Annotated in this window: 13 protein-coding genes; 7 read left to right on the top strand and 6 right to left on the bottom strand. The window is 65.4% G+C overall.

The genetic code is table 11. The annotated features are described in order from the left end of the window. Positions 1-33: 33 nt before the first annotated feature. Both ACIA8C_RS16980 and ACIA8C_RS16975 read right to left on the bottom strand, forming a co-directional pair. Complete coding sequence (locus tag ACIA8C_RS16980; RefSeq protein WP_397135487.1) at positions 34-2331, bottom strand: MMPL family transporter; 2298 nt, start codon at positions 2329-2331, stop codon at positions 34-36. Between the two features lie 207 nt (positions 2332-2538). Beyond that, positions 2539-4833, bottom strand: coding sequence for an MMPL family transporter (locus ACIA8C_RS16975; RefSeq protein WP_397135485.1), 2295 nt, complete (start codon positions 4831-4833; stop codon positions 2539-2541). Between the two features lie 199 nt (positions 4834-5032). Between ACIA8C_RS16975 and ACIA8C_RS16970 the strand changes: the two genes are divergently transcribed. The 5 genes from ACIA8C_RS16970 (at position 5033) to tgt (ending at position 11340) form a co-directional block, all read left to right on the top strand. Then, the gene (locus tag ACIA8C_RS16970; protein WP_397135483.1) at positions 5033-5626 is read left to right on the top strand and encodes a TetR/AcrR family transcriptional regulator; all 594 of its coding nucleotides are present in this window, start codon (positions 5033-5035) and stop codon (positions 5624-5626) included. A gap of 38 nt (positions 5627-5664) precedes the next feature. Further along, positions 5665-6174 (top strand): RrF2 family transcriptional regulator, encoded by a 510-nt coding sequence (locus ACIA8C_RS16965; RefSeq protein WP_397135481.1) that lies wholly within the window; start codon positions 5665-5667, stop codon positions 6172-6174. A gap of 153 nt (positions 6175-6327) precedes the next feature. Continuing rightward, positions 6328-8061 carry an ABC transporter ATP-binding protein gene (locus tag ACIA8C_RS16960; protein WP_397135479.1) on the top strand — a complete coding sequence of 578 codons (1734 nt, stop codon included), beginning with the start codon at positions 6328-6330 and terminating at the stop codon, positions 8059-8061. 8 nt (positions 8062-8069) lie between these two features. Continuing rightward, positions 8070-9977: an ABC transporter ATP-binding protein gene (locus ACIA8C_RS16955; RefSeq protein WP_397135477.1), complete on the top strand. Its 1908-nt coding sequence runs from the start codon at positions 8070-8072 to the stop codon at positions 9975-9977. Between the two features lie 118 nt (positions 9978-10095). After that, positions 10096-11340 carry a tRNA guanosine(34) transglycosylase Tgt gene (gene tgt / locus ACIA8C_RS16950; protein ID WP_397135475.1) on the top strand — a complete coding sequence of 415 codons (1245 nt, stop codon included), beginning with the start codon at positions 10096-10098 and terminating at the stop codon, positions 11338-11340. 51 nt (positions 11341-11391) lie between these two features. On the opposite strand, the gene ACIA8C_RS16945 is transcribed toward tgt, so the two are convergent. After that, a complete protein-coding gene (locus tag ACIA8C_RS16945; RefSeq protein ID WP_397135473.1) occupies positions 11392-12171 on the bottom strand; it encodes a queuosine precursor transporter in 780 nt (259 codons plus the stop codon). Between the two features lie 29 nt (positions 12172-12200). Here ACIA8C_RS16945 and ACIA8C_RS16940 point away from each other — a divergent pair, with 29 nt between their 5' ends. Continuing rightward, positions 12201-12758, top strand: a complete 558-nt coding sequence (locus tag ACIA8C_RS16940; protein ID WP_397135471.1) for a DUF4190 domain-containing protein — start codon at positions 12201-12203, stop codon at positions 12756-12758. A gap of 75 nt (positions 12759-12833) precedes the next feature. Here ACIA8C_RS16940 and ACIA8C_RS16935 read toward each other — a convergent pair whose 3' ends face one another. From ACIA8C_RS16935 to ACIA8C_RS16925, 3 genes are read right to left on the bottom strand one after another with little or no spacing between them, the layout of a single operon-like run. Further along, positions 12834-13544 carry an RDD family protein gene (locus tag ACIA8C_RS16935; RefSeq protein ID WP_397135469.1) on the bottom strand — a complete coding sequence of 237 codons (711 nt, stop codon included), beginning with the start codon at positions 13542-13544 and terminating at the stop codon, positions 12834-12836. Positions 13545-13588: 44 nt separating this feature from the next. After that, complete coding sequence (gene gluQRS / locus ACIA8C_RS16930; RefSeq protein ID WP_397135467.1) at positions 13589-14506, bottom strand: tRNA glutamyl-Q(34) synthetase GluQRS; 918 nt, start codon at positions 14504-14506, stop codon at positions 13589-13591. Positions 14507-14554: 48 nt separating this feature from the next. Then, positions 14555-15040 carry a DUF309 domain-containing protein gene (locus tag ACIA8C_RS16925; RefSeq protein ID WP_397135465.1) on the bottom strand — a complete coding sequence of 162 codons (486 nt, stop codon included), beginning with the start codon at positions 15038-15040 and terminating at the stop codon, positions 14555-14557. Between the two features lie 429 nt (positions 15041-15469). Between ACIA8C_RS16925 and ACIA8C_RS16920 the strand changes: the two genes are divergently transcribed. Further along, positions 15470-15667, top strand: coding sequence for a DUF397 domain-containing protein (locus ACIA8C_RS16920; protein ID WP_397135463.1), 198 nt, complete (start codon positions 15470-15472; stop codon positions 15665-15667). The last annotated feature ends 129 nt before the right edge of the window (positions 15668-15796 follow it).

The raw sequence follows: 15796 nt of genomic DNA, 5'->3' as shown, positions 1-15796 counted from the left end.
ACCCGGAAACCGAGTGGGGGTGAAGTCTCGGCATCAGCCGACGTCGGCGGGCAACTTCGTCCCCGGCGTCGGCTGTCCGCGCAACGCGAACAGCTTGGCACCCTCCACATCGATGTCCGGCACGATCTTGTCCAGCCACCGCGGCATCCACCACGCCCACTTGCCCATCAGCGCCAGCAGCGACGGAATCAACACCATGCGCACCAGGAAGGCATCGAACAGCACGCCGGCCGCCAGCGCGAAACCCATCATCTTCGCGGTGACATCGGTTTCCAGCAGGAACGAGCCGAACACCGAGATCATGATCACCGCCGCGGAGGTGACCACCCGGGCCCCGTGGTGATAACCGCTGATCATCGCCTCCTTCGGCGGCTTACCGTGCACGTATTCCTCGCGCATCCTGGTCACCAGGAACACCTGGTAGTCCATCGCGAGGCCGAACACCAAGCCCACCAACATGATCGGCAGGAAGCTCACGATCGCCCGCGGATCCTGGATCAAGCCGAGCTTGCCCTCCTGGAAGATCAGCACCGTCGCACCGAAGGTGGCCGCCATCGACAGCAGGAAGCCGAGCGCGGCCGTGAGCGGCACCAGGATGGATCGGAAGACCAGGATCAGCAGGATGAACGCGGCACCCGCGACGATCGCCATGTACGGCACGATCTTGCCGAGCAGCACGTGGTCGATGTCGGCATAGATGGCGGTGGTGCCGGTGATGCCGTACTTCATCCCGTACTGCGTGTCGAGCCGTCCTTCGGCGGCGCGGGCGTCATGGACCAGGTCCTTGGTGGACTGGTCGTTCGGGCCCGACTTCGGCACACCGTTGATCAGCGCGCCGAGCCCATCCTGACTCAGGCGTGGCTCGGTCACGTAGTCCATGTCCGGTGAGGACGCGAGCTCGTCATGCAGCGAATTCAGCGCCGCGGTGCGTTTGTCCGCGGGCACATTCGCGAGATCGACCGCTACCTGGAGGACGCCGTTGCTGCCCTCGCCGAATCCGGCCGTGCGCAACTCGTAGGCCTTCCGGACGGTGGAGGTCTTCGGCATGCTGTCCTCGCCGGGCAGCCCAAGATTCATATTCGTCGCGGGCAGGGCGAGCAACCCGAGCACCACGACGCTGAGGATCAGTGCGACGGCGGGCGCCTTGCCGATGGCCTGGGCGAAGCGCATGCCGTTGGTGACCGAGTCGTCGTCCTCGGGGTCGTGCTGGGCGATGATCGGCAGCTTCGGCTTGAACAGGAATCGCCCGAACGCGCCGAGCAGCGCGGGCATCAGCGTGATCGCGGTGAGTACCGCGAACGCCGCGGCGATCGCCCCGCCGAGACCCATGAAGGTGAGGAATCGAACGCCGACGATGCTCAACCCGACCAGCGCGATGATGACGGTGAGACCCGCGAACACCACCGCCGAGCCCGCCGTCCCGAGCGCGGTGCCCGCCGCCTCGTCCGGCGAATCCTGTACCGCCAGTTCATGTTTGTATCGCGAGACGATGAACAACGCGTAGTCGATGGACAACGCGATCCCGATCATCGACGCCAGGAACGTGGTGAAGCTGGGGATGGACAGGAACGAGGTGCCGAGGAAGATCAGCGCGGTAGCCGCACTGAGCCCGACGACCGCGGTGATGATCGGCACGAAGGCCGCGACGATGGCGCCGAACGCAACGATCATCACGATCAGCGCGACGCCCATACCGATCATCTCGGACTTACCGCTCGGTGCCTGCTGTTCCATCGCTATGGTGCCGCTGAGCTCGACCGTCAAACCCGCGCCGCGCGCCTGGTCGGCCACGTCATAGGCGGCCTTGCGGCTCTCGGCGGTGACGTCGGTGAAGTTCTTGATGCCGAACGGCACGCTGAAGAACGCGACCGTGTCCCGCTCGGTCTTGTTGAGCACGTTCAGCGGTGCGCCGCTGCACTTCGAGGCGTCCGGCTCGGCAACGAGACAGCCCATCTGCTCGGTGGCCGTGATCGGGTTCGGGATCGGCTTGCTGTGGTCGACGATGCCGAGCTGGTTCAGCTTGTCGATCAGCGCGTCGATCGCCTGCCGGTTGACCGGGTCGGTCAGCCGCTGGCCCGCGGGCGCGCCGATCACGTAGGTCCCGGTGACCGCGTCGAATTTGAACCCCTCGGACATGCCGGGGAAGTGTTGGTCGAGGATCTGCGTCGCGCGCTCCGACGGCAGGTTCGGCATGCTGAAGTCATCGCTCATCGGCTCCTTGAGCTGGGTGCCGAGCACGCCGAGGACCAGGAAACCGACGATCCAGATGGGCAGCACTATCCACTTGTGGCGGAAGGCGAACTTGCCCCATCGGTATAGGTACACAGACACTGGGTTCTCCTCGCGGTGATCGAGTCGGGCCGGATCGAGCGACTGAACGCCCGCGGGCCGACTGCGCCCGCCGGGGAACTACCGAGCTGGAGAGGTCGAACTTCTTCTGAGTCTGCTGCGGACGGGTCACAAGATCAAGAACCGAGCGCGGAAACAACTCGGCCCCGCACCCGAAAATCGAGTGCGGGGCCGAGTGCGCATTGGCGATCAGCTCACGCCGACCGGAACCTTCGCCGTTACCTTCGACCGCTGCCGCAGTTCACGCAGCTTCGCGCCCTCGACGTCGATATCGGGCACGATCCGGTCCAGCCACTTCGGCATCCACCAGGCCCACTTGCCCATCAGCACGAGCAGCGACGGGATCAGCACCATCCGGACGATGAACGCGTCGAACAGCACACCGGCGGCCAGCGCGAAGCCGAACGACTTGGCCGTCACGTCGGTCTCCAGCAGGAACGAGCCGAACACCGAGATCATGATGATCGCCGCCGAGGTCACCACGCGGGCACCGTGGTGATAACCGGCGACAACCGCTTCCTTCGGTGACTTGCCGTTGACGAACTCCTCGCGCATCCGGGTCACCAGGAACACCTGGTAATCCATCGCGAGGCCGAACACCAAGCCGATCAACATGATCGGCAGGAAGCTGATCAGCGGATGCGGATCCTCGATCAGCCCGAACTTGCCCTGCTGGAAGATCAGCACCGTCGCGCCGAACGTCGCGCCCATGGACAGCAGGAAGCCGAGCGCCGCGGTCAACGGCACCAGGATCGAGCGGAACACCAGGATCAGCAGCACGAACGCGGCACCGGCGACGATCGCCAGGTACGGCACGATCTTGCCGAGCAGCACGTTGTCCACGTCGGCATAGATGGCGGTGCTTCCGGTGATGCCGTATTCCATGCCGAACTCGGCCTGCAGTTGGCCTTCGGCGGCGCGGGCGTCCTTGACCAGGTCTTTGGTGGCCTGGTTGTTCGGACCCGACTTCGGCACGCCGTCGAGCAGCACGCCCTGCTTGTCCTCGCTCCACTTCGGCTCGGTCACGTAGTCCATGCCGGGGTATCCGGAAAGCTTGTCGCGCAACGCCTTGACCGCGTTGTCCCGGTTCTCCACCGGCACCTTGGACAGGTCCGCCGCCACGTTCAGCACGCCGTTGCTGCCCTCGCCGAAACCCTCGGTGCGCAATTCGTAGGCCTTGCGGATGGTGGAGGTCTTCGGCTGGCTGTCGTCGCCGGGCAGGCCGAGGTTCAGTCCGGCCGCGGGCGCGGCCAGCGCGCCGAGCACCAGCACGCTCAGTCCGAGGGCAAGCCAGGGCGCCTTGCCGATCAACCGGCCGAAGCGCATGCCGTTGGTGACCGAGTGGTCGTCCTCCGGATCGTGCTGCGCGACCAGCGGCAGCTTCGGCTTGAACAGGAACCGCCCGAACGCACCGATCAGCGCGGGCATCAGCGTGATCGCGGTGAGCACCGCGAACGCCGCGGCGATCGCGCCGCCGAGACCCATGAAGGTCATGAACTGCACGCCGACGATGCTGAGCCCGCCGAGCGCGATGATCACCGTCAGGCCGGCGAACACCACCGCGGAGCCGGCCGTGCCGAGCGCGGTGCCTGCCGCTTCCTCCGGCGAATCCTGTACCGCCAGTTCATGTTTGTATCGCGAGACGATGAACAACGCGTAGTCGATGGACAACGCGATCCCGATCATCGAGGCGAGGAAGGTGGTGAAGCTCGGCACCTCGATCACCGAGGTACCGAGGAAGATCAGCGAGGTGGCCGCGCCGAGGCCGATGATCGCGGTGAGGATCGGCACGAAGGCGGCGACGATCGCGCCGAACGCCACCACCATCACGATCAGCGCGACGCCCATGCCGATCATCTCGGACTTACCGCTCGGCGCCTGCTGCTTCATCGCGATCGAGCCGCTCATCTCGACGGTGAGTCCGGCATTGCGCGCGTCGGCCGCTACCGCGTAGGCGGCGTCGCGTTCCTTGTCGGTGACGTCGGTGAACTTCTTGATGGTGAACGGCACGTTCAGCACGGCCACCGAGTCGGGCACGGTCTTGCTGAGCACGTTCAGCGGTGCGCCACTGCACTTGCCGGGATCCGGGTCGGCCAGGCAGCCCATCTTCTCGGCGGCGGCGATCGGGTTCATGATCGGCTTGCTGTGGTCGACGATGCCGAGTTCACCGAGCTTGGCGATGAACGCGTCGACGGCGGTGCGGTTCGCCGGGTCGGTGAGCTTCTGACCCGCCGGTGCGGCGATCACGTAGGTGCCGGTGACGGCGTCGAACTTGAACGCGGCGGACGCGCCGGGAAAGTGCTTGTCGAGAATGTCGTTGGCACGCGCGGACGGCAGGTCCGGCATGCTGAAGTCGTTGGTCATCGGCTTCTTGAGCTGCCCGCCCAGGCCGACCAGGATCACTAAGAGGACAAGCCAGACGGGGAGCACTATCCATTTTCTTCGGAAAGCGAACTTTCCCCATCTATACAGATAAACGGACACGAAGGTTCTCCTAGCGATGCTGGGGGGTGCTGATTCGGGCCGGTGACAGCACTCGCGGGGTGCCCTGCTTGTCCCCGCCTCCACGTGACGCTTTCTGCCTACCGTGCGGTAGGTAGACTATTCGAGGCCTAAGCGGAGGTGCAACCTCTATTTCGCTGAGTCCGTTAGCTCGGCGCACGAATGGTGAGAGGATCATCCGATGACCGCGCGTTCCACCCCCGGCCGCGTTGCCGCTGGTCGAGGCACGAAATCCGCGATCCGCGACGCCGCGGTGAAGCTATTCGGCGACAAAGGATTCGAGCAGACCAGCCTGCGTGAGGTCGCGGATGCGGTAGGAATCACAAAGGCATCGCTCTACTATCACTACGCCTCGAAGCTCGATCTGCTGCACGCGATTATTGATCCGATTATCGCTCACATGCGCTCGGTGGTTGGCGATCTCGACCGGGCGACGCACGACGCGGACGGCATTCGGGATGTGCTGCGCACCTACCTGCGCGGCCTGGTCCATCACCGCGCCGCCGGGGCGCTGGTGCTGCGCGACACCGTGACGATCGTCAACGCGATGGCCGACCGGCACCCCGACCTCGTCGACGACGACCAGACCCTGCGCGAGTGGCTGGCCGGGCCGGACGCCACCGATGAAGCCAAGCTTCGCGCCAGCGCGGCGCTCGCGATGCTCGGCGTCGCGCTGATGTCCCGAGAGTTCGCGCCGGGCGCCGACGACGCGCTGGTGGAAACCACCCTGCTGGATGCGGCGACCTGCGTGCTCAACCCGCGCGGCAGCGCGTAGATTGCAGCTACTCGACGGACCAAACGCCAGGAGACGCTGTGCATATCACCGCGAAGGTCGACTACGCGGTGCGGACGTTGCTCGAGATCGCCCGCGCGCCGCAGCTGAACCAGGCCACGCCCGGTCCCGTCGTGCAGGCCGCGCCGGTGGTGAAGGCCGAGGCGATCGCAACGGCCCAGCGAATCCCGCCGAAGGTGCTGGAGACGGTGCTCGGCGACCTGCGCAGGGCCGGTCTGGTGATCAGCAGGCGCGGTCCCGACGGCGGCTACTGGCTGGCCCGCCCGGCCACCGAGATCTCCGTCGCCGACGTGATCAGGGCGATCGAGGGTCCGCTCGCCTCGGTGCGCGGCGAACGCCCGGAGGACGTCACCTATCCGGGCGCGGCCGAATCGCTGCAGCGTGTCTGGATCGCCTTGCGCGTGAATATTCGTGCGGTACTGGAGAATGTTTCGATCGACGACGTCGCCAACAATCGGCTACCCGAGTTCGTCGACGCGCTCACGAATGATCCGGGCGCATGGGCGCGTAGAGCGCGCCCGCTGAATTAGGCCCGCTGAATCAGACATATCACCCGCTGAATCAGATGCCAGGGCCACCGAATTGGACGCCAGGCGCGGGTAAGCGCCTCGACGGAGGGCATTTATGCAGGTCAGAAATGTTTGCGACGCACGTCACTGTTCGCCGGTATTCTGCGAATCATCATGCTGATTCGACTTCTGCGCACCTATCTGTACCCCTACCGCGCCCAGCTGGCGGGGGTCGTTGTGCTGCAGTTGATCTCGGTGATCGCGATGCTGTATCTGCCGAGTCTCAACGCCGATCTCATCGACAACGGCGTCACCAAGGGCAATATCGGATATATCTGGAGCACCGGTCTGCGCATGCTCGCGGTCACCGGCGTGCAGATCCTCGCCTCGGGCAGCTCGGTGTATCTCGGCGCGCAGGCGGCGATGAGCGCTGGTCGCGATATGCGTGGCGCACTGCTGCACCGGGTCGGCACGTTCTCCGCGCGCGAGGTCGGCATGTTCGGCGCGCCGTCGCTGATCACCCGCAATACCAATGACATTCAGCAGGTTCAGCTGCTCATCGCGATGTCCGCGACCATTCTGGTGATGGCGCCGATCATGTGCATCGGCGGCATCATCATGGCGCTGCGCGAGGATCTCGGCCTGTCCTGGCTGCTGCTCATCGCGGTGCCGGTGCTCGGGCTGTCGATGGGGTGGATCATCAGCCGGATGGTGCCCGGCTTCCGCGACATGCAGACCAGGATCGACGAGGTGAACCGGGTACTGCGCGAGCAGATCACCGGCATCCGCGTGGTCCGCGCGTTCGTCCGGGAACGCCAGGAAACCTGGCGCTTCGGCGTCGCCAACACAGAGCTGACCGACACCGCGTTGCGGGTCGGCAGGCTGATGGCGCTGATGTTCCCGCTGGTCATGCTGATCAGCAATATCACCGCGGTGGCGGTGATCTGGTTCGGCGGGCACGCGGTCGACGCAGGCACCATGCAGATCGGCTCGCTCACAGCGATGCTGTCCTACATCATGCAGATTCTGATGGCCGTGATGATGGCCTCGTTCCTGGCCATGATGGCGCCGCGCGCCGCGGTCTCGGCCGACCGGATCGGCGAGGTGCTGGAGACCGAGTCCTCGGTCGTGCCGCCGCCGCTGCCGCAGCCGTTCAAGGGCGACCCGGCCGATGTCGACTTCCAGTTCGCCGAGTTCGCCTACCCCGGTGCGGAGAAGCCGGTGCTGAAAGCCGTTCGGTTCCAAGTGCAGCCGGGCACGACCACCGCGATCGTCGGTTCCACCGGTTCGGGCAAGACCACACTGCTCAACCTCATTCCGCGGCTGATGGATGTCACCGACGGTGCCGTCTACCTCGGCGGCACCGATGTCCGGCACATCGACCTCGAGCTGCTGCGCGAACAGATCGGGCTCATCCCGCAGAAGGCGTACCTGTTCTCCGGGACGGTCGCCAGCAATCTGCGCTACGGCAATCCCGACGCCACCGACGAGGAACTGTGGCGCGCACTGGAGATCGCGCAGGCGGACGACTTCGTCCGGGAGATGGCGCAGGGCTTGGAAACTCCGGTCGCCCAGGGCGGCACCACCGTATCGGGTGGCCAGCGCCAGCGGCTCGCCATCGCCCGTGCGCTGGTCAAGCAGCCGAGGGTCTATCTGTTCGACGACTCGTTCTCCGCGCTCGACCAGGCGACCGACGCCAGGCTGCGCGACGCGCTGCGGCCCGTCACCAGGGACGCCTCGGTAATCATTGTGGCGCAACGGATTACCACGATCCGCGACGCCGACCAGATCGTGGTGCTCGAGGACGGCGAGATGGCCGGAATCGGCACGCACGAGCAATTGCTGCGCGACTGCAAGGAATACCAGGAAATCGTGTCATCCCAGCTGAGCGCGGAAGAGGTGCGATGAGGCCAGGAATGCCGGCCCCCGGTGCGCCGGATGCCAAGGCGAAGTCGTTCGGCCCGTCGCTGAAGCGGCTGCTGCGCAGGCTCGCCCCGGAGAAGAAGTTCGTCTGGCTCGTCGTGCTGCTCGCCATCACCTCGGTGGTGCTGAACACGCTCGGCCCGTACATGCTCGGCAAGGCGACCAACCTCGTCTTCGACGGCGTGGTCGGCAAGCAGCTGAAATTCCCGCCGGGGACCACCAAGGATCAGGCGGTCGAATACCTGCGGTCCAAGGGCGACAGCACCTTTGCCGACATGCTCAGCGCCATGCACGTCACTCCCGGCGTGGGCATCGACTTCACCGCCGTCGGCCATGTGCTCTTGCTGGTGCTCGCGCTCTACATCGGCGCGTCGGTATTCGGCTGGCTGCAGGCCTTCCTGCTCAACATGGTGATCAACCGCACGGTCAAGCGACTGCGCAGCGATATCGAGGACAAGATCCATCGACTTCCGTTGCGCTACTTCGATTCCCAGCCGCGCGGCGACGTGCTGAGCCGGGTCACCAACGACGTCGACAACGTGTCGCAGAGCCTGCAGCAGACGATGAGTCAGCTGATCGTCTCGGTGTTCACGGTGATCGGCATCCTGGTGATGATGTTCTGGATCTCGCCGCTGCTGGCGCTGATCGCCCTGCTCACCGTGCCCGCCGCGATCACCGTCACCGCGCTGATCGCGAAACGCTCCAAGCCGCACTTCGTGGACCAGTGGAAAAACACCGGTCTGGTGAACGCGCAGGTCGAGGAGGCCTACACCGGGCACGAGATCGTCACCGCGTTCGGCCGCAACCGCGAGGTCGGCGCAGAGTTCGATAAGCGCAACGAGGAGCTCTACCAGTCGAGCTTCAAGGCGCAGTTCATCTCCGGGCTGATCATGCCTGCCATCATGTTCCTCGGGAACGTGAACTTCGTGCTGGTGGCGCTGGTCGGCGGCCTGCGGGTGGCGACGGGTCAGCTCTCGCTCGGCGAGGTGCAGGCGTTCATCCAGTACTCGCGTCAGTTCAGCCAGCCGCTCACCCAGATCGGCGCGATGGCCAACCTGCTGCAGTCCGGCGTCGCCTCGGCCGAGCGGATCTTCGAGATCCTCGACGCCGAGGAGCAGAGCCCGGACCCGATCGCGGCCGATACCCGCCCGGTCGACCGAGGCGAGGTCGAGTTCGAGGGCATCTCCTTCCGCTACGAGGAGGAGAAGCCGGTGATCGAGCGGCTGTCGCTGATCGCCGAGCCGGGCCACGTGGTCGCCATCGTCGGTCCCACCGGTGCGGGCAAGACCACGCTGGTGAATCTGCTGATGCGGTTCTACGAGCTCGACTCCGGCGCCATCACCATCGACGGTGTCGACATCACCCGGATCACCCGCGACCACCTGCGCTCCCGCATCGGCATGGTGCTGCAGGACACCTGGTTGTTCAAGGGCACCATCCGGGAGAACATCGCCTACGGCAATCCGAACGCGAGCGAGGAAGACATCCTCGAGGCCGCGCGGGCCGCGTACGTTGACCGTTTCGTGCACGCGCTGCCCGACGGCTACGACACCGTCATCGATGAGGAGGGCTCCGGCGTCAGCGCCGGTGAGAAGCAGCTGATCACCATCGCCAGGGCGTTCCTGGCGAAGCCGTCCATCCTGATCCTGGACGAGGCGACCAGCTCGGTGGACACCCGCACCGAACTGCTCGTGCAGCACGCGACCGCGGCCCTGCGCCGCGACCGCACCAGCTTCGTCATCGCGCACCGCCTGTCCACCATCCGCGACGCCGACCTGATCGTCGTGATGGAGCAGGGCCGCATCGTCGAGCACGGCACCCACGAACGCCTGCTCGAGGAACGCGGCGCCTACTACCGCCTGTACAACGCACAGTTCGCGGCCGCCTCGGCCGACGTCTAGCGCCCGACCAAGGGCCGCTTCGCCGTTCACCTCGGCGGAGCGGCCCTTATCTTGCTGGTGGCGGACGGTTTGGCTTGCCTCGGTGAGGGGTGGGTGGGGGACCTGGGAGGATGTCGGGGTGTCAGACCTTGGTTCCTTCTCGTTCACCGTCGGTAACCGCCTCGATGGGCGGCATGGGCGCTCGGGTGTGATCAACACTCCGCACGGCTCGATCGCCACGCCCGCGTTCATTCCGGTGGGCACCAAGGCGACGGTGAAGGCGGTGCTGCCGGAGACGATGCGGGAGATCGGCGCGCAGGCGTTGCTGGCCAACGCCTATCACCTCTACCTGCAGCCGGGTTCCGACATCGTGGACGAGGCGGGTGGGCTCGGCAAGTTCATGAACTGGCCGGGGCCGACCTTCACCGACAGCGGCGGTTTCCAGGTGATGTCGCTCGGCGTCGGCTTCAAGAAGGTGCTCGCCATGGAGGCGGTGGACGTACGCAGCGACGACGTGATCGCGAAGGGCAAGGAGCGCCTGGCCACCGTCGACGACGACGGCGTCACCTTCCGCTCGCACCTGGACGGCTCGAAGCACCGGTTCACCCCCGAGGTGTCCATGGGCATCCAGCATCAGCTCGGCGCCGACATCATGTTCGCCTTCGACGAGCTCACCACCCTGCTCAATACCCGCGGCTACCAAGAGAAGTCACTGCAGCGCACGCACGCGTGGGCGCAACGCTGCCTCGATGAGCACGAGCGCCTGACCTCGGCCCGCGCACACCGTCCCTACCAGGCGCTTTTCGGTGTCATCCAGGGCGCGCAGTACGAAGACCTGCGCCGTCAGGCCTGTCGCGGCCTGGCATCGTTGCGCGGTAGCGAGGGAACGGGTTTCGATGGTTACGGCATCGGCGGCGCGCTGGAAAAGAGCAACCTCGGCACCATCGTCGGCTGGTGCTGTGACGAACTGCCCGAGGACAAGCCAAGGCACATGCTCGGCATCAGCGAGCCGGAGGACATCTTCACGGCGGTGGAGAACGGCGCGGACACCTTCGACTGCGTGAACCCGTCCCGGGTCGCCCGCAATGCCGCCATCTACGTCGCCGAGGGCCGATTCAACATCAACACCAGCCGTTTCCGGCGCGACTTCACCCCGATCGACGACACCTGCGACTGCTACACCTGCGCCAATTACACCCGGGCCTACTTGCACCATCTGTTCAAGGCCAAGGAGATCCTCGCGGCGACCCTGTGCACAATTCACAACGAGCGCTACACCATTCGGCTGGTCGACCGCATCCGCGCGAGCATCGAGGGCGGCTACTTCGACGAGCACAAGGCCGAGACGCTCGGACGTTGGAAGGGCCGCGTGCCGACCCCGTAGACCGGTGGCCCCGAACTCCACGGCGTGAAGTTCGGTGGCCGCCCACGTCTTTCAGCTGAGTAGTGCGGGTTCCTTGCTCGGTGCGTAGGTCGGCTCGTTCTTCTTGAGCCAGGCGATCACCCGATAGGTGATCGGCAGCACGATGACCTCCGCGAGCGTCTTCCACAGGAAGCCGACGATCACGTAGTTCACGAACTGACTCCACGAGTCGATGCCGATGGCGGTGGCCGCGATCGAGCAGAAGATCAGCGTGTCACCGAACTCGCCGACCACGGTCGAGCCGATCAGCCGCGCCCACAGGTGCTTTTCCTTGGTCCGTTCCTTGATCAGCACCAGCGTCGCGGAGTTCAGCATCTCACCGACGAAGTAACCGGCCAGGCCGGCCGCGACCAGCTGCGGCGTGGTGCCGATGACGGTGCGGAACGCGTCCTGGTTCTCGTAGAACGTCGCTGCGGGCAACTCGATCGCGATCTTGAAGCACACCACCGTCAACAGCAGGGTGGCGAACCCGAAGTAGATGGCCCGGCGGGCGGACTTGAAGCCGTAGATCTCGCTCAGCACATCGCCGAGGATGTAGGCGAGGGGGAAAAGGAACCAGGCGCCGTCGGTGCTGATCGGTAGCACCTCGAACGGCCCTATCTTCACCGAGTGATCGGTGAAGAACTGCACGCCCTTGGTCGCGCAGATGTTGGAGATGATCAGCGTCGCCGTGAACAACGCCACGATCGGTGTGTAGTACCCCCGCGCCACCTGGGCGAATGCCGCATGGTCCGGCGCGGGGTGTCCAGATTCGGGTACTTCGATTTTATTCGGCTCACTCACCCGCATCATCCAACCAGGTTGTGGAATACCCTGTAGCAATGACGAATCCCGGCGATTCCGACGAATGGTGGAAACAGTACGGCGGCCAGGGCGTATCGCCGGAATCCGGTGCGCAGAGCTCAGTTCCGCAATACCCGAACGCTGAACAGCCATCGGGGTACCCGTCGGCGCCGCAATACCCACAGCAGCCCGCCCAGCCCGTGACACCGCCTCCGCAACAGCAGTACCCGGGCTACCAGCCGCCGCAGCAGGCATATGGTCAGCAACAGCCGCAGCAGGCGTACGGCCAGCCGCAGCAACCGTATGGTCAGCCGAACTACGGCTACCAGCCCGCCTACCAGCCGTATGGGATGCCGCAACAGCAGGGCACCAACGGCATGGCGATCGGCGCCCTGATCTCCTCCCTGGCCGGATTCGTCACCTGCGGCCTCGGCTCGATCGTGGGCATTATCCTCGGCGTCATCGCGTTGAACCAGGTCAAGCAGAGCGGCCAAGAGGGCAAGGGCATGGCGCTGGCCGGCATCTGGATCGGGGTCGGCGCCATCGTGCTCGCGATCCTGTGGTTCGTCGTCGTACTCATCGCGGGAACCACCTAACCGCGACTTCACGAAAACGTCAGGGGCGCACCCGAGAACGGGTGCGCCCCTGCGCGTGTCTTCAGCCGATCGGGGTCAGGACTTGACGACCTGGGTACCACCGGCGAACTTGTCGTGCCAGCCTTGCTTGTTCGGGTCCTGCGAGATGGTGACCATGATGTAGATCGCGAGAACCAGCGAGACCAGGCCACCGACGCACGGAATGATGTTCGCCGCGAGGAACAGGTTGCGCTTGAGCGAGGTGACCGGTTCGATCTTGGCCGCGCCGCCGGGCGCGAGCACCTTCAGCCCGAGGATCTTCTTGCCGAGCGTGGTGCCCTGGGTGGTCTCCATGCCGACGAAGTAGGCGAGTTCTACCACCGTCCAGACCACGGAGAGGCCGACGGTGGCCCCGGTCGAGCCGCTGAACACCACGTAGAGGATGGCGTAGGGGATCGCCAGGATGATCGCGTCGATGACGCGCGCACCGATGCGGGTGCCGAGGTCACCCGGCTGCCCACCGTACTGATTGAAGCCGCCCGGCTGCTGCGGGTACTGGCCGTACTGATCCTGCTGCCCGTACTGCGGCGCCTGACCGTACTGCGGCTGCTGGCCGTATTGCGGCGGCTGCTGCCCGTACTGCGGCGGCGGCTGCTGACCGTACTGCCCGCCCTGGGGGAACTGTTGGCCGCCCTGCGGGAACTGCTGACCGCCTTGCGGTTGCTGCTGGCCGCCTTGCGGGTACGGCTGCCCATACGGCTGCCCGCCCTGCGGATATTGGTTGGGGTCGTACCCACCGCTTGTCATAGTTTGTCCTCGTCGAGTGATCAGTAGTTGGACGAATGCGTACGTTACGGACATCGACTGCGTTGCAACAACCCATTCCCGTCGAGTATCCACGGTTCGCGCGGCAGATGTGCCGGGTCGAAGCTGTCGAGCAGTGCCGCCGCCGAGGTCACCGGGTAGCCGAGCGAGTCGGCGAGCGCGGCGACTACCTGGTCGGGCGTGTTGCCGAGCGCGCGTTGATCGGTCAGCGTCACCGCGCCGTCGCGCTTGGCCAGACGTTGTCCTTCGGCATTGAGTACCAGCGGAACGTGCGCGTAGTGCGGCACCGGAAGACCGAGCAGCGTCGCGAGATAGGCCTGGCGCGGGGTGGACGGTAGCAGGTCGTCGCCGCGCACCACCTGATCGATGCCCTGTGCCGCGTCGTCGACCACGACCGCGAGGTTATAGGCCGGGATGCCGTCGCCGCGCCGCAGCACCACGTCGTCTACCGGTGCCCGGTAGCGCCCGTGCAGGTCGTCGACGATCTCGAATTCGGTTGCGGCGGCCCGCAAGCGCAGCGCGGCCGGACGCCCTTGTTCGCGAAACCTCATGCGCGCCTGGTCGGTCAGCGTGCGACAGGTGCCGGGATAGGCGCCGAGCGGACCGTGTGGCGCGGTCGCCGCCTGCTGGATTTCCTTTCGCGTGCAGAAGCATTCGTAGGTGCGGCCGGCGGCGGTGAGTCGATCGATGGCGTCCTGGTAATGCGGAAGACGTTCGGACTGCCGGACCACCGGTCCATCCCAGTCGAGTCCGATCGCGGCCAGATCGTCCAGCTGCCGTTGCTCGGCGCCCGGCCGCACCCGATCCAGATCCTCGACCCGCATCAGGAAGCGCCGACCGGTCGAGCGGGCGAATGCCCAGGCGAGCAGTGCCGTGCGCAGATTCCCCAGGTGCAGATCCCCGGACGGACTCGGCGCGTACCGGCCCGCACCCGGCTCAGGCACGGGCCCGGCACGGGCGGAATGACGTCGACACGATGCCCATCGTAGATATCAGCCGCGCAGCCGCGGCGTCAGCTCCGTCGGCGAGATCGGCGCCTGCGCGGCCAAGGCGTCGAGCAGTGCCTGCGAGTGTGCGATCAGGCCGGCGCGGTCGATGCCGTAGGGCGGCTGCGCGCCGTCTTCCGGCTGGTACTCGGTCAGTCGGGTGATCGCGCGGGTGAGCAGCGTGCGCGCGCCCTTGGGATTACCGCGCTGGATGTGTGTGACACCGACAGCGAGTTGCGCTAGTGCCTGCCACAGCATCCGTTCGGCGAACGGTCCGTTCTTCCACGCCGCCTCTAATACCTCGTGCGCGTTGAATGCCAATCCGTCGTCCAGCAGTTGCTGAGCGAAGGCGAGGGTTTGCTGTGGCGGCAGGTTCAGATCATCGGGAATTCGGGCAACTCCGACACTGCCGAACGGCAGCGGACGGCCCAATCGGTCACGCGGACGAGAGTTAAGGGCGCGACCTGCGTCGTCGCGATCGCGGTCAACCATGACTTCCATCATGCCCGCCACCGGCCGTGGCGTCGATGAGCCAGTGTCCACATAAGGAAACAATGACGGATCACGGAGCAATTACGTCGGCCGGAAAGTTTGCCGCAGTCCGATCAGAGGAATGGTCGATAGCTGCTGGCAATGTTTCCGCAACATTCTATCTTCGCAAACGTGGCAGTTGCGATGATTGAATAAGCAAGAGACGGGCAAACTTTCGATAGGCCTGCTAGTGTTTATCGCGCGGGGGCAACCTCGTGGGGTGTATTCACCCCGACGTACAGTGCGATAACGACGCACCGTTGAGTTGCGCGCTTCCAGCAGGCGCAGGGGATTCGGCGTTGCTTGGCCGAGTGCCGGTGCTAGTTAGAACGATGTCAGAAGAAATCTCGTTCTCGACGCAGCAAAGGAGCTAGTGCCGTGGAGGTTGATTTGACGAATGCTGTGTGGCGCAAGAGCACATACAGCGGTCCCGACGGAAACTGTGTGGAAGTCGCCTTTCTAGTCGACGGCAAAATCGCGGTCCGTGACACCAAGGACAACGGGTATGGCCCGGTGCTGGCGTTTGCCCCGGGTCAGTGGGACACATTCCTAACCGGAGTGGCGCAGGGGGAGTTCGGCCGCGCCTGATAACAACAGGTCGTCCGAACAGGCACTACGGGCCCCGAGTCGGCACGGACTCGGGGCCACGCAATATTCGGGCATCGGGTTTCCGGCGTCCGAATACTTGCATGTCGGGATAACGCGCGCACGTCAGCT

Origin of the sequence: Nocardia sp. NPDC051321, from assembly GCF_044455225.1 — a bacterium.
Taxonomy (GTDB): domain Bacteria; phylum Actinomycetota; class Actinomycetes; order Mycobacteriales; family Mycobacteriaceae; genus Nocardia.
Note: the sequence above shows the minus strand (reverse complement) of the source record. Positions and strands in the feature narration are given on the sequence as shown.

Coding starts and splice junctions, on each gene's coding strand:
- ACIA8C_RS16970 (WP_397135483.1), top strand. CDS start 5,033: ATGACCGCGCGTTCCACCCCCGGCCGCGTTGCCGCTGGTCGAGGCACG.
- ACIA8C_RS16960 (WP_397135479.1), top strand. CDS start 6,328: ATGCTGATTCGACTTCTGCGCACCTATCTGTACCCCTACCGCGCCCAG.
- ACIA8C_RS16955 (WP_397135477.1), top strand. CDS start 8,070: ATGCCGGCCCCCGGTGCGCCGGATGCCAAGGCGAAGTCGTTCGGCCCG.
- ACIA8C_RS16945 (WP_397135473.1), bottom strand. CDS start 12,171: ATGATGCGGGTGAGTGAGCCGAATAAAATCGAAGTACCCGAATCTGGA.
- ACIA8C_RS16940 (WP_397135471.1), top strand. CDS start 12,201: ATGACGAATCCCGGCGATTCCGACGAATGGTGGAAACAGTACGGCGGC.
- ACIA8C_RS16935 (WP_397135469.1), bottom strand. CDS start 13,544: ATGACAAGCGGTGGGTACGACCCCAACCAATATCCGCAGGGCGGGCAG.
- ACIA8C_RS16925 (WP_397135465.1), bottom strand. CDS start 15,040: ATGGTTGACCGCGATCGCGACGACGCAGGTCGCGCCCTTAACTCTCGT.